The following is a 20,401-nucleotide window of genomic DNA, read 5'->3' on the forward strand; positions in this document are numbered from 1 at the left end:
GCGCAGCGGCTCTTGGGTAAACTGGGACATGGGCGACCTCGTTTGGCTTCTCCGAAGCGTTCTTTGCAGAACACCAATTTTATCAATTGGTTAAACGAGTGTCGCCCATTTTTATGAATAATTCGGGTTAAGAACCACGCCGAACAGACTCATCGAGAGACACCGATGCCGAACGCTTCCATCTTGAATCCTTTGGTCCAGGATGCTACTGATTATGCACAGATTCTGGATGCCAGCGGCATTGGTCTCTGGGAATACGATCATCTGACCGGGCGCGGGCGCGTGAACGCGCCGATCGCGACGATGCTCGGTTATGCCGACCCGGATTCGCCAGCCGTTCCCGACGATTGGTTCGCGTTGGTCCATCCCGAGGATTGGTCCCAGGTCCGGGCGCGCATGGACGCGGCATTGCTGCCCGGCAACCCGTTGTACGAGGGGAGCTTTCGGATGCGCCGGGGCGATGGCCGCTGGCTCAGGGTACAGAGCCGGGGCCGGGCGATCGAGCGCGATGCCACCGGTCGGCCGCTCCGCACGGCGGGCACGCTCACCGATATCAGCGAGCAGGATGCGCTGGAGCAGGATCTGGCGGAGTGCGAGGAGCGCCTGCAATGCACCGCCGAGCTGGAAACCAGCGTCCGCCAACGTCTGGAAAGCGAGGGACGTTTCCGCGACGCCGTCGCCGCGTCCAATGTCGGTCTGTGGGACTGGAATCTTCAGACCGATGCCATGCATTTCAACGCGGCCTTCGCCGCCATGCTGGACGCCGATGCGTTGGAGTTGCCCCGGTGCTGGAAAGACCTGCTGCATGCCGATGACAGGGAGTGCGCGATCATCAGCGCCTTGCGGGATCTGCGGCAATCGGGTCAATGCGAACAGGAATGCCGGTTCCGGTTCCGAACTCGCGGCGAGCGTTGGATCCTGTGCCGCGGCAAGGTGGTCGAGTGGGATGCGGCGGGCGCGCCGCTGCGCGCGATCGGCACGATCACCGACATCGACGACCTGAAGCGGGCCGAGGCCTTGAATCGCAAGCTCGCGGCGATCATCGAGGCCAGCAGCGATCTGATCGCCACCGCCAGCCCCGAGGGACAGATCGACTACATCAATCCCGCCGGGCGCGCGCTCCTTGGGATCGATCCGCTGGAGCCGCTGAAGCGCGTCAGTATCGAAGATTATCACCCGGACTGGGCCTATCGGCGGGTGAAGGAAGAAGGCGTTCCGGCGGCGCTTGCGCACGGCCGGTGGTTGGGCGACACGGCACTGCTCGGACGCGACGGCTCCGAGATCCCGGTGTCGCAACTCATCCTCGCCCAACCAGCCCTGATCACCGGACAGGTTGAATACTTCTCGACCATCTGCCGCGATCTCTCCGAACGCATCCGGGCTGACGCGGCGCTCCAACAGTTGCAGCAGGAGCAGGAGCTGATCCTGGACTCGGTGCCGGCACTGATCTGGTACAAGGACACCGCCAATCGCATCCTGCGCGTCAACGCTGCGGTCGCCCGGTCGCTGGGTTTGCCGAAATCGCGGATCGAGGGCAGGCATTCGGCCGAGTTTTATCCGGATGACGCCGAGCGCTATTATCGCGATGACCTCATCGTGATCGAAACCGGGGCTCCGCGTTATGGCATCGACGAACCCAATCGCCTGCCTTCCGGCGAACGGCGCTGGATCTGTACGGACAAGATTCCACTCACGGACGCGACCGGGCAGGTGACCGGCATTCTGGTGATGGCCATCGACAACACCGCCCGCAAGGCGACCGAGGACGCGCTGCATATTAGCCAGGACGACCTCAGACGTGCCCAGGCGGTGGGCAAAATCGGGAGCTGGCGGCTGGATGTGCGCCACGATGCGCTGACCTGGTCGGCGGAAACCCACCGCATCTTCGGCATGTCGCCTGGGGTGCCATTGAGCTACGAGACCTTCCTGTCCACCGTGCATCCCGAGGACCGCGATGCCGTGGACCAGCGCTGGCGGACCTGTCTCCAGGGCGAGCCCTACGACATTGAGCATCGGGTGATCGTGGACGGGCAGGTCAAATGGCTGCGACAAAAGGCGGAACTGGAGTTCGACGACCGCGGCGAACTGCTGGGCGGTTTCGGCACGACCCAGGACATTACCGAGAGCAAACTGGCCGAGGAGGCGCTGCGCGAGTCCGACCGCCGCAAGGACGAGTTCATCGCCATCCTCGCCCATGAACTGCGCAATCCCCTGGCGCCGATCAAAAACGCGGTGCAAATCCAGCGGCACGCGGGTCTGGACGACGCCACGCTGGTCTGGTCCCGCGATGTGATCGAGCGCCAGGTCGATCATCTGACGCAATTGGTCGACGATCTTCTGGATATCTCCCGGATCAGCCGCGGGAAGATCGCTCTCCAGCGGGAGTCGCTCGTGGTGGCGGACATCGTCGCGCGGGCGGTGGAGTCCTGTCGGCCGCTGATCGACGCCCGCCGGCATGCACTCACGCTCAGTCTGCCGTCGCCGTCTCCGCGCGTCGATGGCGATCCTGTCCGGCTGGCTCAGGTGCTGTCGAATCTGCTCCACAACGCAGCGGTCTATACCGAGCCGGGAGGTCGCATCCTGCTGACCGTCCGGCAGGAGGGGGGCGAGGTTGTCCTGAGCGTCAAGGACACCGGGATCGGCATTGCGCCAGCGCTGCTGGGTCAGGTGTTCGATCTGTTCGTCCAGGCGGATCGGTTGCATCAGGATGCGCATGGCGGACTTGGCATCGGGCTGAATCTGGCCAGGCAGCTCGTCGATTTGCATGGCGGAACCATCGCCGTCGAGAGCGAGGGGATTGGCCAGGGCAGCGAGTTCAGCGTGCGCTTGCCGGTTGGCACGGCTCCGGTCGAGGCAGTCGCGCGCGTCACTCCGCCCGTCGCCGCGGTGGCATTGCCCCGGCATCGGGTGCTGATCGCGGATGACAACGCGGATGTACTGGAGAGTCTGGCGCTGCTGCTCGATCTCATGGGACAGGAAGTGAGGACCGCACGGAATGGTTTGGAAGCGGTCGAAATCGCGGCCGAGTTTCAACCCGAGCTGATCCTGCTGGATCTCGGCATGCCCGAGCTGAACGGCTACGATGCCTGTCGACGCCTGCGCGCCGAGCGATCTGGCCGCGCTGGCGTCATGATCGTCGCGCTCTCGGGCTGGGGGCAGGATCGACAGAAGGAGTTGACGCGGGAGGCGGGCTTCGATCGTCATCTCGTCAAGCCGATCGGCCTCGGCGAGTTGCAGGGTCTGCTGAATGCGGCGTCCTGCGACAGCGAAGCATAGGTGTTTGTACTGACTTGGAAAATTGCCCGATCGCGTCACAATGCAACTAACCAGATCTGCGATGTCTATCGGTTATGTTGCATTTCGATCCAGCAAGACTGTTCAGTGACCTCGTCGCCAGTTCGAATCAAACGGCGATCGGAGCGATTCTCGCCGATGGTCCCTTTGGCGCCGACGGCGGGCTTGCGCTCGAAGACTTCGTGAACAAGCATGCGGCCACGATCACAACGCACTTTGCCCGCACAGCGGGCGTGTGCCTGGAATTCCATGAAGCCTCGCAGATGACCAAGACGTTGTGGGAGTACCTCGCGTACCTTCAGTCATGGTCGGAGGTCGTTTTGCCGAGCCAGACCCCGGAGGAATATCCGGAACCCATCCATGCGGCGCCCATGCCATCCAAGACGGCGCCTGGAGACGCGCGAGCGACCCACTCTGACGGCAAGGTACCCAGCGAAGCGCCGCGTTGGATCAACTTCGGGTTTGCCAGTCCGCTCCAGCCCCGGCTGCATTGGTCTTCGGGCGCCTCGGATCGCGAGGAGCCGCCGGCCGGTCGCTGAGAAGCCGCGGATTGCGTCCGGCGGTTTCGCGCCGACCGCTGCCCGCCGATCCGGTTGCGGTCGATGCGTGCTCACCGAGCGGCCGCGCGCCTCAATCCTCCCGCGTCTCCCGATCCACGATCGCGGCAACCACCAGATCGCCCCAGACATTGATGGCGGTGATGGGGTAGTCGAAAAAGCGGTCGACGATCAGATACAGGGCCAGATAGGTCGGCGGCAGGCCGAGCAGGGCGAGCATGAAGGCCATCATGGCGATGCCGCCACCGGGGATGCCGGCGGTCCCGGCGGAGGATGCCATGGTGAGCAGGACGATGAACATGGCCTGGAAGAGACTCAGGTCAGCGCCAGCGAGTTGGGACATGAAGATCAGCAGGATGGACTGGTAGATGGCCGAACCGTGCATGTTGAGCGTTGCCCCCAGGGGCAGCGTCAGACTGGTGACGCGTTCGCTGATCCCGAAGGTCTCCAGTGCGCGCTTGGAGACGGGATAGGTGGCGGAGCTGGACGCGGTCGAGAGCGCCGTCAACAGCGGCTCGCGGCAGGCCACGACCAGGCGCCAGGCCGAGCGCCGGGTGCGCATCCAGTAGAGTGCCGGCAGGAGCACCAGGGCATGGAGTCCGGCCGCCAGCCCGACCGCCCAGACGAATGCGCGCAGCTCGAACGCCCCCGCCCAGTCCATGGTCGCGAGACTTCCATACACCAGCGCGGCAATGCCGATCGGGGCCACGGCGAGTACCCCGTTGAGGGTCTGCATCAGCATGGCATCCAGGGCCTGGGCGCCGGCGATCAGGGTTGCCCGGTGAGCCGGCGCGATGCGCCGGGAGGCAATGGCCGCGATGATGGCGACGAAAACAATGTGCAGGACATTGCCTTGCGCGAGTGAGGCAAAGAGGTTGCTCGGGATGAAGTTGTCGATCAGCCGATCCAGGCTGAAGGCGGATGCCGTCGTCGTGACCGGCTCCAGATTGAGCAGGCCGACGGGGATTCCGCGCGAGAAGATCAGACCGATCAGGACGCCGCTGGCCGCGGCGACGGCGGAGGTGGCGACGTAATACAGGAGTGTGCGTCCGCCGATTCGCCGCAGGTTGTCTCCTCCTGCCAGCGAAGCGAAGATCGAGACCAGGATGAGAGGCAGAATCAGGAGCTTCAGGAGCGCAATGAAAATCTGCCCCAGCCAGTCGACAGCGTGCGCGCCGGCGGGGAACAACAGCGCGAGAACGATGCCGGCCAGCAGACCGGCGGGAACCGAGTAAAGTTGGCGCATTGCTGCTCTCCGTGTCTTCTGGAGATCCATGGTCGGCTTCCGGGTGGATTGGGGGGAGACGAGTTTAGCGTGCCTCGCCCAAAGCATGCCGCGTGTTTGCGTATCCTCGTCCGCGCTCCTTCCTGCCAGTCTGTCCCGATTCCCACAAGAGCACGCGCTCCGGTCTGTCGCGATCCTCACAAAGCGCGCACGGCCGATCAGGATCACGTCTTTATATCAAATGCTTAGCCCATTTATCGAAATGGGCACGGTGATTGCTAAATAGCTTCCAGATTCTTTGATTCAGCGGGGCCGGGCGCCCCCGATTTTCTGGAGGCTGCGTGATGGCGTTGAAGGTATTGAGCCACGACGAAGGGGCGCCGGTCGGCGGCTGCGCGGCGAGCGGTTGCGGCAGCAGCACTGATCGGCTCGCTCATCTGCCCGAGGCGATCCGCGCGAAGGTCAACAATCACCCCTGCTTTTCGGAAGACGCGCACCATCATTACGCACGGATGCATGTGGCGGTGGCGCCCGCCTGCAACATCCAGTGTCACTACTGCAACCGCAAGTACGACTGCTCCAACGAGTCCCGTCCCGGCGTGGTCTCCGAGGTGCTGACGCCGGATCAGGCGGTCAAAAAGGTGATGGCGGTCGCCGCCGCGATTCCGCAGATGACGGTGCTCGGGATCGCCGGCCCCGGCGATCCGCTGGCCAATCCGGCGCGCACCCTGGAAACCTTCCGCCAGCTCTCCGAGAAGGCGCCGGATATCAAGCTTTGCGTCTCCACCAACGGTCTGGCTCTGCCGGCTGTCGTGGATGAACTCTGCAAGCACAACATCGAGCACGTCACCATCACCATCAACTGCGTCGATCCGGACGTGGGCGCCAAGATCTATCCCTGGATCTTCTGGAACAACCGTCGGATCAAGGGGCGCCGGGCGGCCGAGATCCTGATCGAGCAGCAGCAGAAAGGGCTGGAGATGCTGGTCGCGCGCGGCGTGCTGGTCAAGGTCAATTCGGTGCTGATTCCAGGCGTCAACGACGAACATCTGAAAGAGGTGAGCCGGGTCGTCAAGGCTAAGGGTGCCTTCCTGCACAACGTCATGCCGCTGATCGCCGAGGCCGAGCATGGCACCTTCTACGGGATCATGGGGCAGCGCGGTCCGACCACGGAAGAGCTTCAGTCCCTCCAGGATTCCTGTGCCGGCGACATGGCCATGATGCGTCATTGCCGTCAGTGCCGCGCCGACGCGGTGGGGATGCTGGGCGAGGATCGCGGGCACGAATTCACGCTCGACAAGATCGAGCATCTCGACATCGATTATGCCGAGGCCATGGTGCGCCGCGCCGAGGTGCATTCGACCATTGAGGCCAACCGGGCGGCGCAGCGCCAGCGGACGGGCGAAACCTTCGTCTCGCTGGCCTCGCTGCAACGCAAAATCCCCGTCAAGCCGGAGCCGCGCCCGGTGCTGATGGCGGTCGCGACCACCGGCGGCGGCGTCATCGACCAGCATTTCGGCCATGCCCGCGAGTTCCTGGTCTACGAGGCGTCCAGCCAGGATGTGCGCTTCATCGGCGTGCGCAAGGTGGATCAGTACTGTTCGGGTGACGCAACCTGCGGCGATGCCGAGACTGCGTTGCAAAAGACCCTCCGCGCGCTGGCTGGCTGCGAGGTCGTTCTCTGCTCCAGGATCGGTTACGAGCCCTGGGGCCAACTGGAAGCGGCCGGCATCGCGCCGAACGGCGAGCATGCGCTGGAGCCGATCGAGGAAGCGGTCGCCGCCGTCTATCGCGAGCTGGCCGAGTCGGGGCGTCTCGATCAAGCGATCCCGGAACCCCAGCGCATGTCTGCCTAACCGGCGTCGTGACGAAGCGTTTTTTATCGGGAGACTGATCCGATGGCATTCCAAATCATCGAAGGCTGCGTGAACTGCTGGGCGTGCGAGCCGCTCTGTCCGAGCGGGGCGATCTTCGCGGCCACGCCGCATTTCCAGATCGACGCGAAGAAATGCACCGAGTGCGAGGGCGACTTCGCCGAGCCGCAGTGCGCGAGCATCTGCCCGGTCGAAGGGGTCATTCTCGATGGTCTGGGCGTCCCCGCGAATCCGCCCGGCTCCTTGACCGGGATTCCGCCGGAGCGCATGGCCGCGGCCATGGCCGAGATCCAGGCGCGTTAAAAATGACTTCGTCCGTGATCTTTTACGAAAAGCCGGGCTGTCTGTCGAACGGCAAGCAGAAAGCCCTGCTGACGTCGCTTGGGCATGCGCTGACCGTGCGCGATCTGCTGGCCGAGCCCTGGAGCGCCGAACGTCTGCGGCCCTTTTTTGGGTCGATGCCGGTACGCGACTGGTTCAATCCGACCGCGCCCCGCGTCAAGCAGGGCGAGGTGCGCCCGGAGACGCTCGACGAATCCACGGCACTGGCCCTGATGATTGCCGATCCACTGCTGATCCGTCGTCCGCTAATCGAAACCGAATTCGGGCGCGGTTGCGGTTTCGCGCCGGGTCCGATGCTGGATGCGCTCGGCGTGGCGCTTGCGCCGGAGCAGGATCTTCAGTCCTGCTCCCAGATCGGTCCGGATCCGCATTGCGAGCGTCCGAGCGCTCGGGCGGCGCTCCGATGACCGCCTCGCGATCCGAGCGGCAGACCGTGGCCCAACCGGGCGAAGCGGTGGAGATCGCGCCCGGCGTGCACTGGATCGGCGTCCTGGACCCAACGTTACGCGCGTTCGATATCATCCTGCGCACCGCCAACGGCACGACCTACAACGCCTATGCGGTACGCGGTCGGGATGGCGTCGCCGTGATCGACACCGTCAAGGCGGGGTTCGCCGAGGAGTTCTTCGCGCGTCTGGAGTCGGTCGCGCGTTACGACGAGATTCGGGTCATCGTGCTCAATCATCTGGAGCCGGATCATACCGGCGCGCTACCCGAGCTGATGCGGCGCGCCCCGCAAGCCAAACTCTATATTTCCACCCGCGCGACCACCATGCTGAAGGCGCTGCTCAAGCCCAAGGACGACGAGCGCCCATTCGAGTACGAGACGGTCGGCACGGGCGACGAGGTCTCGCTGGGCGACCGTACCCTGCGCTTTCTGCACACGCCGTTTCTGCACTGGCCGGATACGCAATGCACCTATCTGGTCGAGGATGGGGTGCTGTTCTCGGGGGATGTTTTCGGCTGTCACCATTGCGACAGCCGTCTGTTCAATGATCGCTGCGGCGATTTCCGGTTCGCCTTCGATTATTACTACGCGCACATCATGCGTCCCTTCAAGACCTATGTGATGGACGCGATCAAGCTGATCGAGCCGCTGACGCTCAAGATCATCGCGCCCACCCATGGCCCCATTCTGCGCGATCGTCCGCGCCGCTCGCTGACCCGTTACCGCGAGCTGTCGAGCGCCAGCTTCAGCGAACGCATCGACAACGACGAGCGCTCGCTGATCGTCTTCTACATGAGCGCTTACGGCAACACCGCGCGCATGGCCGAGGCGATCTGCGCCGGCGCCGAGGAAGCGCCGGGGGTGCGCGTCTCGCTCTATGACCTGGAGGGCGGGGAACTCCAGCCCTTCGTGGATCTGATCGAGTCGGCCGACGCCCTGGCGCTCGGTTCCCCGACCATCAATGGGGATGCGGTCAAGCCGATCTGGGATCTGCTCTCGTCGCTGGCCGTGATCGATCTCAAAGGCAAGCTCGGCGCGGCCTTCGGTTCCTACGGCTGGACCGGCGAGGCGGTGCGCATGATCGAGGATCGGCTGCGCGGCCTGAAGCTGCGGGTACCGGTGCCGGGTGTGCGCGTCAAACTCATCCCGACCGACGAGGAACTCGACGCCTGCCGCGATTTCGGGCGCGCGCTGGCGGGGGCTATCGTCAGCGGAGAACGCGGGAAGGTCATCGACTTTGCCGATTTGGGTTAACTCATCAACGTATTTAATCATCGACAACACAGGAGTCTGACACCATGGCGAAAGCCAAAATTACCTTCACGGACATCGACCAGACCGTCAACGTGCCGGCCGGTACGCGGGTCATCGAGGTCTCGGAAAAGATCGGCGCGGGGATCATCTACGGCTGTCGCGAGGGCGACTGCGGCACCTGCATGATGCATGTGGAAGAAGGCTGGAACAATCTGACCGAGCCGTCAGTGCTGGAGGAAAAGGTGCTGCGCGAAAACATGGCCAGCCGTCATGACCGGCTCGCCTGCCAGGCCCAGATCCTGGGCGACTGCCGCGTCAAGCCGGCCTGAGGAGACACAAAACATGGCACTCGTGACCTTTTCAAGCCCGGATTACAAGGATAAAACCGTTTACGCCGTGGCCGGAAGCCACACCGAAACCCTGCTCAAGCTGGCCAAGGAGCACAAGATCCCGGTCCATCATGACTGTCAGGACGGCGAATGCGGCAACTGTCTGGTGCGCGTCACCAGCGTCGATAAAAAGACGCAGCGCATGGGCTATCACCTGACCGACAAGGAGCAAACCGTCCTGCGGCATCTGGGCAAATTGACCAAGGACGATATCGACCGCATGGCGGTCGACGACATGCCGAGCGAATGGCGTCTGGCCTGCCAGATGATCGTTCGCGACGAAGATATCCTGGTGGAGTACTGAGACCGTGCTGGCCCTGGCCGACGAGCTGGCGCGCGAAGCCGAGCATGTCTTCGCGCGGCTGATGGCCCGCGCGGTCGGGGCTGGCAACGACACAGCCTTCGCGAGCATGATCGCGACCCGCGCGGCCGGCGGCGGCGCGCTGCCGGTCTGGTTGGGGTTGGATCTCCAGGCCTTTCGCGGACTCATGACCTATCATTTTCCCGGCGTCTCGCCCGATGTGCTCTCGGCGACCGATGGCGGGGTTCCGCTCAAGGCCGCGCGCCAGGACGAGCGGGAGGAATTGATCGATCTGATGCTGACCTATCGTGCCCATGAATCGCCCTCCGAGGTCTGGATGGCCCAGGCCGTGGCCGCCGGCTGCATGGCGGGCGATCACCTGTGGCATGATCTGGGTCTGTGGAATCGAGGCGAATTGACGGCGCTGATGCGCCGCAATTTTCCGTTACTGGCCGCGCGCAACGCCAGAGATATGAAGTGGAAGCGGTTCCTCTACAAGCAATTGTGCGAGACCGTGGGAATCCGCGTCTGTCGTGCGCCAACCTGCGAGGTCTGCGTCGACTATCATGTTTGTTTTGGATCCGAGGACTGAATTCATCCCCCCGGACCTCCCCGCGGGAGCCCTCTACGACCGCGCGGTCGCGGCCTATCTTGGGCTGGCCGTGGGCGATGCGCTGGGCGCCACGGTCGAGTTTCTGACCCCCCGCGAGATTCTCAGCCAGTATGGCGAGCACCGCGACATCGTCGGCGGCGGCTGGCTGGGACTGCGCAAGGGGCGTGTCACCGACGACACCGAGATGAGTCTCGCGCTCGGTCGGAGCATTCTGGCGACCGGCGGCGTCAACGCGGGCGCCATCGCGCATGCCTTCAGCGAGTGGATGCGGACCAAGCCGGTCGACATCGGCAACACGGTGCGGCGCGGCATCAGTCTCTACCGCCAGACCGGCGCCACGGAAGTGGCACGGCACGACTACGACGCGGGCAATGGCGCCTGCATGCGCTGCCTGCCCATCGCGCTCTATACCTTGGGCGCCGATCCGGACGCCGTGGAACAGGCCAATCGGATCCAGGCCCATGTCACCCATCACAACGCCCTGTCCGACGCGGGCACGCTCGCCGTCATCCGCATGGTGCAGGCAGGGTTGCTCGGCGGCGGTCGCGGCCATCTCAAGGAGCTGGCCGAAGCGCTGGTGGCCGAGGACGAGCGCTATCGCTACGACCGTCGGCGCATGGAGAATCCCGGCGGCTATATCGTCGAAACCCTGCGCGCCGTCTTTCAGGCGCTCTTCGCCACCGACAGCTTCGAGTCCGCGCTGGTGGAGGTCGTCAATCGCGGCGGCGACGCCGACACCACGGGCGCCATTCTCGGCATGATCGCCGGCGCGCATTATGGCCTGGACGCCATCCCCCGGCGTTGGCTGAACGTGCTGGACAAGGAGACGGCGCGTGACTGCAAAGCCCAGGCGATCGCGCTGCTGCGGGCATCGCCGCACATGGCCGGTGGCTGATCGCGAGCCACTTGCCTCTGTCAGACCATTGGCGTTTTTGCCGAGGCAACGCTGCGGAGATGCGCGGCTAGCGCGCTATCCATGGTGACTGTGTGTTCGGCGAACCAACTCGGAAGCTGTTCGATCACATAGCTTCGCGCCTGCGTCAAATGGCCTTTTGGGATGCGCCTGCCGAACCAGTCCATCTCTCCCAGCACCCGCAGATGCATCTTCCGATGCTCCTCGCCCCCTTTGAAGTCGGTTTCGCGCATCATGGCCTCCTCGGCCGCGAAATGGGCATGGGTGTGCCGTACCATCTCGGGGAAGAGGTAGGCGAAGACCGGGTTTGCAGCCTCCGCCATGCGGTTGATCAAGTCGACGAATTCGCGATGATTGCGGTCCATCGCGGGTACGCCAAGCAAGAATCGCTGCTCGAATTCCTCGATCAGTGCCATGGTTCCTCTGGCGGTTCAACACCCGATTTCATGATGGTTAGGGACCAACGCTTGCATGGGGTCGCTCCGGCCGGCCACGGCGAGTAATTCCGGGATATCCGCTTCGACGATGACAATGTCCTTCTTCTCGCAATAACGACGCTCCTTGTCCGTGGGCTCGGGGATCAGCGCCCATCCGGCCGGCGAGGCCGCTCCATAGATGATATCCGACATCACCATGCGCTCGGTGTCGCGGCGCAGACTCAGACCGAGAAAGAGATAGCGTCGATCCATGCGAGAGGTTTTCAGGAACGCAGGGATCCCGAAACCGCCCATCAATTCGGTAAGGTAGTCCACATAGTCGGCGTCCGAGGCGATATAGGTCGCATCGGGACGCGGACTGCCCATGGGTTTGAACAGCACGGGCAGCCCGGGGTCCACCGCATTCTGGTCCACCTCGCGATAGCTGGCCCCGTCGTAGGCATGGATGCGGAAGCGATAATCCGTGCCCCCGGTGCGGGCGATGCCGCGGATCAGCGTATGAGGGACATCCGCATAGGATTCCTGGAGTTGGGTATCGCGGTTGATGTCGATCGCATAGGCCGGACGGAGCGTCATCAGCCAGTCATGCAGAGGCGCGCGGGTCCAGGCGCGCTGACCGTAGGTCGTGTCCAGAAAGCGGTGAACGGCGGCGCGACCGCGTTTGAGTTCGATATTCATGGCCGCGCGCGGAAACTCCCACATCAGACGCTTCGACATGGGTTTGCCGTCGTTCATGGCGAGGATGAGGCTGTCGCTATCGGCCGGGATGGCTTCGGCGGTGACCGGGTCGACCGCGCCCGTCAGGGCGCCGGGACCGAGATAGGGAACCAGGGCTCCACGAGCCAGGTCATTGACAAGCGTTTCGAGTCTTGCTGACACCTTCGTTTTTACCCCTTGGCGGATCTGCTGGACTTAATGACAAGCAAGATTTCCGCCAAGTTATTGTGGGCTTGACGCGAAGACAAGAAATTGTCCATCGATTCAGATGACTGCGCCAATGATGGCGCAGTTCTTCATGGCTTATTCAAGGCAACGAAGCCATTGAACGTGATGTTTTCGCGCAATTGCGCTCGACTTGTCGTGTAGGTAACAAGCGTGCTCAGTCACGCGGTTTGCGGCTTGGCCCCCGATCCGCGCGAAAGCCGCCGGCATCCTTGGACGGCGGACCGCGACGCGGGGCGCTTCCATCCCCGTTCTGGCGACGAAAACCGCCGGCCGCGCGAGGCGGCTTGTCCTGCGCCTGGCTTGGTGTCTGGCCGTATTTTGGGCTGGGCGCATGCCCGCGGGAGGCTTCCGTGGGTCTGGCCCCGTCGGCGGGCGAGAGACGCAGCGCCTGACCGCGGACGAAGACCCGTTTGAGATGATTAACTACCTCGCGCGGCATGCTTTTAGGGAGATCGACGATGGAGTGGTCGTCCTGGATGTTGATCCGTCCGATGTAGCGACCCTCGATCCCGCCCTCGTTGGCGATGGCGCCGACAATCTCGCGTGGCGTCGCGCCGTGCTGGTGGCCGACCTCGATGCGGTAACTGACCAGATCCGCGTCTTCCCGTCGGCCCTGCGCGTGCTCCGGTCGTGGTCGGCTGTCGTCACGCTCCGGGCGTGGCCGACGTTCGTCCCGGCCTTCCGACCGTGGAGGACGCTCGGACCATTCGCGTTTGGGCGCGGCCGGGCGTGGCAGATCTTCCTTGACGTTCAACGGCCGTTCGCGCTGATTCAGAAAGGCCAGCGCGGCGGCAATGTCCATGATCTCGATCTCCTGCTCCTGGCCAATGCGCGCCAGCAGGCGGTAGAAAAAGTCGAGATCCTGCTCGGTCATCGTCGTGCGCACTTCGGTGATGAAGCGGTCGATCCGCGATTGGCTCAGGGCGGCGGCCGAGGGCGGATCCATGGCCGGGACATCGCGGCGGATGGTGCGCTCGATCGCCCGCAGCAGGCCGCGTTCGCGCGGCTCGACCAGCAGAATGGCGCGACCGGCGCGACCGGCGCGGCCGGTGCGTCCGATCCGATGCACATAGGCCGAGGGGTCGGTGGGAATGTCGTAGTTGACGACATGGCTGATGCGTTCCACATCGAGCCCGCGCGCGGCCACGTCGGTGGCGACCAGGATGTCGAGTTGGCCCTGTTTCAGACGCTCCACCGTGCGCTCGCGCATCTCCTGATTCATGTCGCCGTTCAGCGGTTCGGCGGCGAAGCCGTGAGCCTTGAGCTTGTCGGAGAGTTCGGTGGTGGCGTTCTTGGTGCGCACGAAGATCAGCATGCCGTCGAACGGCTCCAGCTCCAGAATGCGCGTGAGCACGTCGAGCTTATGGAAGCGGGTGACGACGCAGTGATGCTGGTCGATGGTGTCGACGGTCGCGGAGGCCGAGGCGATCCGCACCTCGACCGGGTCGGTGAGACGATCCTGGGCGACCCGGCGGATCGCCGGCGGCATGGTGGCGGAGAAGAGCGCGACCTGACGCTCTTTCGGGGCCTGCTCGAAGATCCAGTCGATATCCTCCGCGAAGCCCATGTTGAGCATCTCGTCGGCCTCGTCCAGCACCAGGGTCTTGATGCCTTCCAGGGACAGCGTGCCGCGGCGGATGTGGTCCATGACCCGCCCCGGCGTCCCGACGATCACCTGCGGGTTGCGCCGGAGTTGGCTGAGCTGAAGCCCATACGCCTGCCCGCCATAGATGGGCAGGACATGGAAGCCCTTGATGTTTTTGGCGTAACCCTGGAACGCCTCGGCGACCTGGAGCGCTAGCTCGCGGGTCGGCGTCAAGACCAGCACCTGGGGGCGCTGGAGGTCGGGATCGATGCGGCTGAGCAGCGGCAGCGCAAAGGCGGCGGTTTTGCCGGTGCCGGTCTGGGCCTGGCCGAGCAGATCGCGGCCGGCGAGCAGATGCGGGATGCACTGACTCTGAATCGCGGTTGGCGTTTCGTAACCAAGATCGCGGACGGTTTGTTCAATGATGGGATTGAGACCGAGTGCGCCGAAACCGGTGCTCGTGTCGGGGGTGTCCATGGTGGTGCCTCAAGAGGGAAGTGCGCGCCCGGAGGGAACAGCCAGTGGGCCATCTCAGAGTAAGGCACGCAAAAACAACAGGGTATTATCTACAGGATCGGTGTTCGAGGCAAGTCGAATGTGCTGCGTCGCGGTTTTACTTGTCCAGCCCGCCGCTTGTCCAGGACGGCTTCTCGCCCATGAGGCGGCATCGGATCGGGCGCCCCGGTGTGCTGAACCGAACGTCGAACGGCCGGTGTGTCTCAGCATTGTCAGCGGCATCTAAGTCGCCCGGCTTCGTTCGTAGCCCCTCTTGTCCTTGTAAGGTGTGTGGCGATGGGAGAGGAATCTCGATGCGAAGACCGGCAAAGGGGGCACGGTGACGATTAGGCGCAACAGCCTCTCGGGCAATATGGCCGACCTCACGGGCGGCGGCGCATACATCTATATCGAAGGCGGCACAGACTGGCGGTGGCCTGTCTCTTGACCTCGGAGATGACGAAGCGACGAATTCAGGCGCGCTCTACAACAATCTCTTCTGGGACAACGTGGCCACTGACCACCAAGGCGCGGATCTCGAGATCGAGAATGACCGCGACGACGACTATCTCTCCACGCCCGTCACCCTCTTCGCCAACAACTTCGAGCGCTCGGCGGCCGGCTTCAAAATCGACATCCCGATCACGCTCCATGACAGCAATCTGGACGGTCTCGACCCGCTGTTCGTCAACGACGCCACCGGCGACCTGCACCTGCTGCCGAGTTCGCCCATGATCGACGCCGGGTATGCATCAACGCCCAACCTCCCCGCGACCGATCTCGGCGGCGGTCCGCGCGTGCTGGGCGGCCGGGTGGACATCGGCGCCTACGAGTTCGACGATGGCCCTGATGCCCCGGACTTTCGCGTCACCAGCCTGGTCCTGACGCCGGGCAGCCCGACCACCAACAGCGCCTTCAGCGCCACGCTCACGGTCAAGAACCAGGGCACCGCGGCCGGCGCGCCAGGGATGCTCCAGGTCTGGTCGAACCGGAGCGCCGCGCCCGCCTGTGGCGCAATGGGCGATCGCTCCGTTTCCCTCGCCGGCAGTCTGGCCGTGGGCGCCAGTACCCCCGTCGATGTCTTTAACCTGCCGGCCGGCGCCGCCGGGGCCAAGACCCTGCGCACCTTCATCGACAGCCAATGTCGGACTGCCGAATCCAACGAGACCAACAACCACGGCACGCACGCCTATAAGGTCTTCGCCCGGCCGATCGCGGACTTTGTCGTGACCCGGATCGCCCTCGCGCCAGCCAGTCCCAAAGCTAACGGCACCTTCAGCGCGAACATCACGGTCAAAAATCAGGGCTCGGGCAGCGCGGACGGGGGTTGGCTGGATGTCTGGACGCAGCAACCGGCCGCCCAACCCTGTGGCGCCGCTGGCAACGCCTATGTCGGCATCGGGACGCTCGCGGCCGGGGCCAGCAAGACCCTGACCGTGACGAGACTCCCCGGAGGGGCGGCGGGCGCCAAGACCCTGCGTGCCTTTGTGGATAGCTACTGTGCCACGCTGGAAGCCTCCGACGCCAATAATCAGGCGGTGAAGGCGTATCGCGTCGTGCCCTGAGGGTCTTGATCGCTCCGGTGGTCGGAGCCCGTGACGGCCTCGGCCACGTTAGCCAAGTAGTTTTGTCGGGTGGATAAGGCGCGTGGCCGGTGTCGTCAGAGAATCCCCGGATGTTGGTCGCGCCGCATCCACCTGCGAGCTTGCCATGATCCGCGGGCTGGCGGTGGATGCGCTTCGCTTATCCCTACAAAACTGACAACCGTGGGAATTGACCTGCAAACGCCCTTGCGGGCCAACATGACGGATCCTCGCGATCCGCAGGCGGTGCGACGGCTGACGCGAACACGTCGACGTGTCGAAACCGTCATTGGTCAACTCGCCCAGCAGTTCCAGCTTGAAAAAGTCTGGGCATGTGATCTTTGGCACTTGACCAGCCAGATTGCTCGGAAAGTGTTAGCCCACAATTTCGATTTTCTGTCAATGCTTAAGTCCTCTATCATTATGTCTGATAGCGATACAAACATACGGGGATCTGATCAAGCGCGGATGACGGATCTGCGGAGAGTAAAGCGAGGAGAGCGTCATGTCTAAACGATCTGTTGGGCGTTGTTTTATGCCGAGGTGCCACTCTGCTGGTGCCATTGGTTTCTCTCTTATGATGGTCATGAACCTGTCGCTTGGTCAGGGCGTGGCTCAGGATTCGCTTACAGTGAGCGAAACGGCCCCGGTCGCCGCGTATGGGCCGAGTGAGCCGACGGCGACCGATGATGCCCTGCGTGAACAGGTCGAGCGCGAGGGGTGGGTGCTGGTACATGTGGACCTGCGCCAGTCGGAGGAGAATTCCTCGGTGCCTGAGGATACAGACCAAGCGGCCATCCTTCAAAACGACTTGGAGTGGATGGCGCAGGATCTGCTGTTCGCGCTGCCCGCCGGTTCCTACGACAGGGTGCAGCGGGAGCCAGGCTCGCCCGGTCTCACCCTGCGGGTCGATGCTGCCGGGCTGGATGAGTTACTGGTCTCGCCCTTGGTGGCTGCGGTCACCGCGACCGGCAACGCCGCCATCGCGCGCATTGCCGCAGGACCTACGTTCAGCCTGGCCCTCAGGACCGACGGTAGCCTCTGGGCTTGGGGGGATAACAATTTGGGCCAGATGGGTAACGGCACCTACGGCATCGATCGCCTGATTCCGGGCCAGGTTCTGACCGGGGTCGCGGCGATGGCAGGGGGGCGTGAGCACGCCCTGGCTAGTCAGACCGACCGCAAGACCTCAGCATGGGGGAATAACTTGGACGGTTATCTCGGCGATGGCACAACGGTCGCTCACTTTAGTCCGGGCCCTGTCTTGACCGGCCTGTCACAGATCTTGACTTCCAGTGCCGTGGCGGCCGGGTGGTGGCACTCCCTGGCCATAAACTCTGGGACCACCGGGGGCGGCCGCCTCTCCACATGGGGGAACAATCTGCATGGCCAACTCGGCGACGGCACGATCGAGCGTCGCCTGAACCCGGTCTGGGTCTCCGCCTTGGGCGACCGGGTCGCAGCCGCATCGGCCGGGGAGTACCACAGCCTCGCCCTGACGACTGACGGAAGCGTCTGGGCCTGGGGGGATAACTACTGTGGTCAGCTCGGTGACGGTACTCTCTACACGTCGGGCCGGAGGATCCCCTACCAGGTCATGTCCGGGGCCAAGGCCGTGGCGGCCGGGCAGGTGCACAGCCTGGCTGTCAAGGAAGACGGCACCCTCTGGGCGTGGGGGCAAAACCTATTTGGGCAAATCGGCGACGGTACATACGCCTGGCGCGAGACCCCTGTCCAGGTCTTGACTGGGGTCGCGGCCGTGGCGGCCGGCGCGACTCACACCCTGGCCCTCAAGACCGACGGTAGCCTTTGGGCGTGGGGGAACAACATCTGGGGCGCGATCGGCGATGGGACGCGTGACACGCGCAGAACTCCGACCCAGGTTCTGAGCGGGGTTGCGGCAATGGCGGCGGGAGGTTGGCACAGCCTGGCCATCAAGACCGATGGCAGCCTTTGGGCATGGGGGGCTAACGGGGACGGCCAGCTCGGCGACGGCACGACCACCTATCGCTTGAGTCCGGTCCAGGTTTCCGGGTTCGTTCCCAAGCCGGACTTCGTGGTGACCAGCCTCGTTCTGACGCCGAGCGCCCCGGTCGCCAACGGCACCTTCAGCGCTGCGGTCACCGTGAAGAACCAGAGCACGGTGGCCGGGACGCCGGGGACGCTCCAGGTCTGGGCCAACCAGGCCGCGGGCCAGAACTGCGGTGCCGTTGGGGACAAATTCATGAACCTGTCCAGCAGCCTCGCGGCGGGCGCCAGCCAGACAGTCACGCTCAGCGGCCTGCCGGCGGGGACGGCGGGGGCCAAGACCCTGCGCGCCTTCGTGGACAGCAACTGTTGGACCGAGGAACCCAATGAAGTCAACAACCAATATACGAAGGCCTACACCGTCGCGCCGCCCGCCCCTAACTTCGCGGTGACCGGCCTCGTCCTGACGCCGAGCGCCCCGATCGCCAACGGCACCTTCAGCGCCACGGTCACGGTGAAGAACCAGGGCACCTTGGCCGGGGCGGCGAGGACGCTCCAAGTCTGGGCCAACCAGGCCACGGTCCAGAACTGCGGCGCCGTCGGGAACAAATCCACGACCCTCACCAACCTCGCGGCAGGCGCCAGCCAGACGGTCACGCTCAGCGGCCTGCCGGCGGGGACGGCCGGACCTAAGACACTACGTGCCTTCGTGGACAGCGGGTGTCTAACCGCGGAAGCCAATGAAGGCAACAACCAGGCCACGAAGACCTATACCGTCCTACCGCCGGCCCCTGACTTTGTGGTCACCAGCCTCGTCCTGACGCCGAGCGCCCCGATCGCCAACGGCACCTTCAGTGTCGCGGTCACGGTGAAGAACCAGGGCACCTTGGCCAGGGCGCCGGGGACGCTCCAGGTCTGGGCCAACCAGGCCGCGGGACAGAAGTGCGGCGCCGTCGGGAACAAATCCACGACCCTGACCAACCTTGCGGCCGGTGCCAGCCAGACGGTCACGCTCAGCGGCCTGCCGGCGGGGACGGCGGGGGCCAAGACCCTGCGCGCCTTCGTGGACAGCGGGTGCCTGACCGCGGAGGCCAATGAAACGAACAACCAAGCCACGAAGACCTATGCCGTCGCGCCGCCAGCCCCTGACTTTGTGGTCACCAGCCTCGTCCTGACGCCGAGTGCCCCGATCGCCAACGGCACCTTCAGCGCCGCGGTCACGGTGAAGAACCAGGGCACCTTGGCCAGGGCGCCGGGGACGCTCCAGGTCTGGGCCAACCAGGCCGCGGTCCAGAATTGCGGCGCCGTCGGGAACAAATCCACGACCCTGACCAACCTCGCGGCAGGCGCCAGCCAGACGGTCACGCTCAGCGGCCTGCCGGCGGGGACGGTGGGGGCCAAGACCCTGCGCGCCTTCGTGGACAGCTACTGTGACGCGAGAGAAGCGTCGGACGCCAACAATCAGGCGGTGAAGGCGTATCGCGTCGTGCCCTGAGGGTCTTGATCGCTCCGGTGGTCGGAGCCCGTGGACGGCCTCGGCCACGTCAGCCAAGAGTAGGGTATGCAATCGGCATCCACTTCCATCGCAAATCCTCCGCGCATCGAACGCCGATTGCATACCTTACAGCGCTGACGAAGACCCCGAACGAATAAACATTACCGGGGCGGCATCGGGCGCACGGGTCTGGTGGCCAGTTGCCTGCTCGTCGCCAGCGGCATGGAACCGGAGCCAGCCATGCGCCCAGCGCCTCCGTCTGGGACGGGCCCCGCGTTGCCTTCCGTTAGATGGACAGCGCATCCGCTTCGCCACCGATCCGCACGATCGCGTCGATCCCTGGGACGATGAGGCGGACGTGGAAAGCGATCCGTCTGACATTAGGGTTCCAGTTGTTGTCGGTCTGAAACTGTAGGGAGGCGTCAAAGGCGGTCCTGATTAGCAAGCTTCCTCAGCCAGACGGATCCAGCGCTCTGGGCGCGGCCCGACGGCGATGGCGGCGACGAGCAATCGGCTGGGCAAGGTGTCGAGGTGAAAGCGCCGGTTGAATCGGTAAGCGAAGGCGGCGAGGTAGCGCGCGCCATATTTGGCGAAGTCGAAGGCATGATAGGCGCCGCCGAAACTGGTTTTGAGGTTGCCCAGGAGGGTGTTGACCCAGGTGAATTCGGGCAGGTCTTTCGGTT

General features: G+C 64.3%; 17 protein-coding genes and 1 pseudogene. 13 read left to right on the top strand and 5 right to left on the bottom strand.

Annotation, left to right across the window (positions count from 1 at the left end; genetic code table 11):
• Positions 1–165: 165 nt before the first annotated feature.
• Both CCR95_RS24280 and CCR95_RS24285 read left to right on the top strand, forming a co-directional pair.
• A complete protein-coding gene (locus CCR95_RS24280; protein ID WP_201099227.1) occupies positions 166–3,276 on the top strand; it encodes a PAS domain-containing protein in 3,111 nt (1,036 codons plus the stop codon).
• Between the two features lie 74 nt (positions 3,277–3,350).
• Positions 3,351–3,833, top strand: coding sequence for a hypothetical protein (locus tag CCR95_RS24285; RefSeq protein WP_201099229.1), 483 nt, complete (start codon positions 3,351–3,353; stop codon positions 3,831–3,833).
• Between the two features lie 91 nt (positions 3,834–3,924).
• Here CCR95_RS24285 and CCR95_RS24290 read toward each other — a convergent pair whose 3' ends face one another.
• On the bottom strand, positions 3,925–5,097 hold the full coding sequence (locus CCR95_RS24290) for a dicarboxylate/amino acid:cation symporter (RefSeq protein ID WP_201099231.1): 1,173 nt from the start codon (positions 5,095–5,097) through the stop codon (positions 3,925–3,927).
• A gap of 323 nt (positions 5,098–5,420) precedes the next feature.
• On the opposite strand from CCR95_RS24290, the gene nifB reads away from it, so the two are divergent.
• The 8 genes from nifB to draG are packed head-to-tail and all read left to right on the top strand — an operon-like array spanning position 5,421 to position 11,192.
• Positions 5,421–6,932: a nitrogenase cofactor biosynthesis protein NifB gene (gene nifB, locus CCR95_RS24295; RefSeq protein ID WP_201099233.1), complete on the top strand. Its 1,512-nt coding sequence runs from the start codon at positions 5,421–5,423 to the stop codon at positions 6,930–6,932.
• A 42-nt stretch (positions 6,933–6,974) separates the two neighbouring features.
• Positions 6,975–7,253, top strand: a complete 279-nt coding sequence (locus CCR95_RS24300; RefSeq protein WP_014778530.1) for a 4Fe-4S dicluster domain-containing protein — start codon at positions 6,975–6,977, stop codon at positions 7,251–7,253.
• A 2-nt stretch (positions 7,254–7,255) separates the two neighbouring features.
• On the top strand, positions 7,256–7,699 hold the full coding sequence (locus CCR95_RS24305) for an ArsC/Spx/MgsR family protein (protein WP_201099235.1): 444 nt from the start codon (positions 7,256–7,258) through the stop codon (positions 7,697–7,699).
• Positions 7,696–8,994 (top strand): FprA family A-type flavoprotein, encoded by a 1,299-nt coding sequence (locus CCR95_RS24310; RefSeq protein ID WP_201099237.1) that lies wholly within the window; start codon positions 7,696–7,698, stop codon positions 8,992–8,994. The genes CCR95_RS24305 and CCR95_RS24310 overlap by 4 nt, the downstream gene beginning before the upstream one ends.
• A 44-nt stretch (positions 8,995–9,038) precedes the next feature.
• Positions 9,039–9,323, top strand: a complete 285-nt coding sequence (locus CCR95_RS24315) for a 2Fe-2S iron-sulfur cluster-binding protein (RefSeq protein WP_014778533.1) — start codon at positions 9,039–9,041, stop codon at positions 9,321–9,323.
• Between the two features lie 13 nt (positions 9,324–9,336).
• Entirely contained in the window at positions 9,337–9,687 is a 351-nt protein-coding gene (locus CCR95_RS24320) for a 2Fe-2S iron-sulfur cluster-binding protein (RefSeq protein ID WP_014778534.1), read from the top strand.
• A gap of 4 nt (positions 9,688–9,691) precedes the next feature.
• Entirely contained in the window at positions 9,692–10,276 is a 585-nt protein-coding gene (locus CCR95_RS24325; protein ID WP_201099239.1) for a nitrogen fixation protein NifQ, read from the top strand.
• On the top strand, positions 10,251–11,192 hold the full coding sequence (draG, locus tag CCR95_RS24330; RefSeq protein ID WP_201099241.1) for an ADP-ribosyl-[dinitrogen reductase] hydrolase: 942 nt from the start codon (positions 10,251–10,253) through the stop codon (positions 11,190–11,192). The genes CCR95_RS24325 and draG overlap by 26 nt, the downstream gene beginning before the upstream one ends.
• Positions 11,193–11,212: 20 nt before the next feature.
• Here the strand turns inward: draG and CCR95_RS24335 are convergent, their stop codons facing one another.
• From CCR95_RS24335 to CCR95_RS24345, 3 genes are all read right to left on the bottom strand, one after another.
• Positions 11,213–11,626 carry a bacteriohemerythrin gene (locus CCR95_RS24335; RefSeq protein ID WP_201099243.1) on the bottom strand — a complete coding sequence of 138 codons (414 nt, stop codon included), beginning with the start codon at positions 11,624–11,626 and terminating at the stop codon, positions 11,213–11,215.
• Positions 11,627–11,641: 15 nt separating this feature from the next.
• A complete protein-coding gene (locus tag CCR95_RS24340; protein ID WP_201099245.1) occupies positions 11,642–12,526 on the bottom strand; it encodes an SIR2 family protein in 885 nt (294 codons plus the stop codon).
• 220 nt (positions 12,527–12,746) lie between these two features.
• Positions 12,747–14,654: a DEAD/DEAH box helicase gene (locus tag CCR95_RS24345; protein WP_201099247.1), complete on the bottom strand. Its 1,908-nt coding sequence runs from the start codon at positions 14,652–14,654 to the stop codon at positions 12,747–12,749.
• Between the two features lie 527 nt (positions 14,655–15,181).
• Here CCR95_RS24345 and CCR95_RS24350 point away from each other — a divergent pair.
• The 3 genes and pseudogenes from CCR95_RS24350 to CCR95_RS24355 all read left to right on the top strand — a co-directional run bounded on the left by CCR95_RS24350 (position 15,182) and on the right by CCR95_RS24355 (position 19,718).
• Positions 15,182–16,237, top strand: coding sequence for a CARDB domain-containing protein (locus tag CCR95_RS24350; protein ID WP_201099249.1), 1,056 nt, complete (start codon positions 15,182–15,184; stop codon positions 16,235–16,237).
• 198 nt (positions 16,238–16,435) lie between these two features.
• Positions 16,436–16,645 (top strand): annotated as a pseudogene (locus CCR95_RS26540) (IS982 family transposase); the annotation flags it as partial.
• A gap of 115 nt (positions 16,646–16,760) precedes the next feature.
• Entirely contained in the window at positions 16,761–19,718 is a 2,958-nt protein-coding gene (locus CCR95_RS24355; RefSeq protein WP_201099251.1) for an RCC1 domain-containing protein, read from the top strand.
• A gap of 438 nt (positions 19,719–20,156) precedes the next feature.
• On the opposite strand, the gene CCR95_RS24360 is transcribed toward CCR95_RS24355, so the two are convergent.
• A partial coding sequence (locus tag CCR95_RS24360; RefSeq protein ID WP_201095519.1) for a transposase occupies positions 20,157–20,401 on the bottom strand: 245 nt, incomplete at its 5' end.

Source organism: Thiocystis minor, from assembly GCF_016653465.1.
GTDB classification, from domain to species: domain Bacteria; phylum Pseudomonadota; class Gammaproteobacteria; order Chromatiales; family Chromatiaceae; genus Chromatium; species Chromatium minus.

What these genes read in the sequence shown, in the direction of transcription:
- CCR95_RS24305 (WP_201099235.1), top strand. Translation starts at nt 7,256, where the DNA reads ATGACTTCGTCCGTGATCTTTTACGAAAAGCCGGGCTGTCTGTCGAAC.
- draG (WP_201099241.1), top strand. Translation starts at nt 10,251, where the DNA reads ATGTTTGTTTTGGATCCGAGGACTGAATTCATCCCCCCGGACCTCCCC.
- CCR95_RS24320 (WP_014778534.1), top strand. Translation starts at nt 9,337, where the DNA reads ATGGCACTCGTGACCTTTTCAAGCCCGGATTACAAGGATAAAACCGTT.
- CCR95_RS24335 (WP_201099243.1), bottom strand. Translation starts at nt 11,626, where the DNA reads ATGGCACTGATCGAGGAATTCGAGCAGCGATTCTTGCTTGGCGTACCC.
- CCR95_RS24315 (WP_014778533.1), top strand. Translation starts at nt 9,039, where the DNA reads ATGGCGAAAGCCAAAATTACCTTCACGGACATCGACCAGACCGTCAAC.
- CCR95_RS24355 (WP_201099251.1), top strand. Translation starts at nt 16,761, where the DNA reads ATGTCTAAACGATCTGTTGGGCGTTGTTTTATGCCGAGGTGCCACTCT.
- CCR95_RS24345 (WP_201099247.1), bottom strand. Translation starts at nt 14,654, where the DNA reads ATGGACACCCCCGACACGAGCACCGGTTTCGGCGCACTCGGTCTCAAT.
- CCR95_RS24280 (WP_201099227.1), top strand. Translation starts at nt 166, where the DNA reads ATGCCGAACGCTTCCATCTTGAATCCTTTGGTCCAGGATGCTACTGAT.
- CCR95_RS24290 (WP_201099231.1), bottom strand. Translation starts at nt 5,097, where the DNA reads ATGCGCCAACTTTACTCGGTTCCCGCCGGTCTGCTGGCCGGCATCGTT.
- nifB (WP_201099233.1), top strand. Translation starts at nt 5,421, where the DNA reads ATGGCGTTGAAGGTATTGAGCCACGACGAAGGGGCGCCGGTCGGCGGC.
- CCR95_RS24300 (WP_014778530.1), top strand. Translation starts at nt 6,975, where the DNA reads ATGGCATTCCAAATCATCGAAGGCTGCGTGAACTGCTGGGCGTGCGAG.
- CCR95_RS24285 (WP_201099229.1), top strand. Translation starts at nt 3,351, where the DNA reads ATGTTGCATTTCGATCCAGCAAGACTGTTCAGTGACCTCGTCGCCAGT.
- CCR95_RS24310 (WP_201099237.1), top strand. Translation starts at nt 7,696, where the DNA reads ATGACCGCCTCGCGATCCGAGCGGCAGACCGTGGCCCAACCGGGCGAA.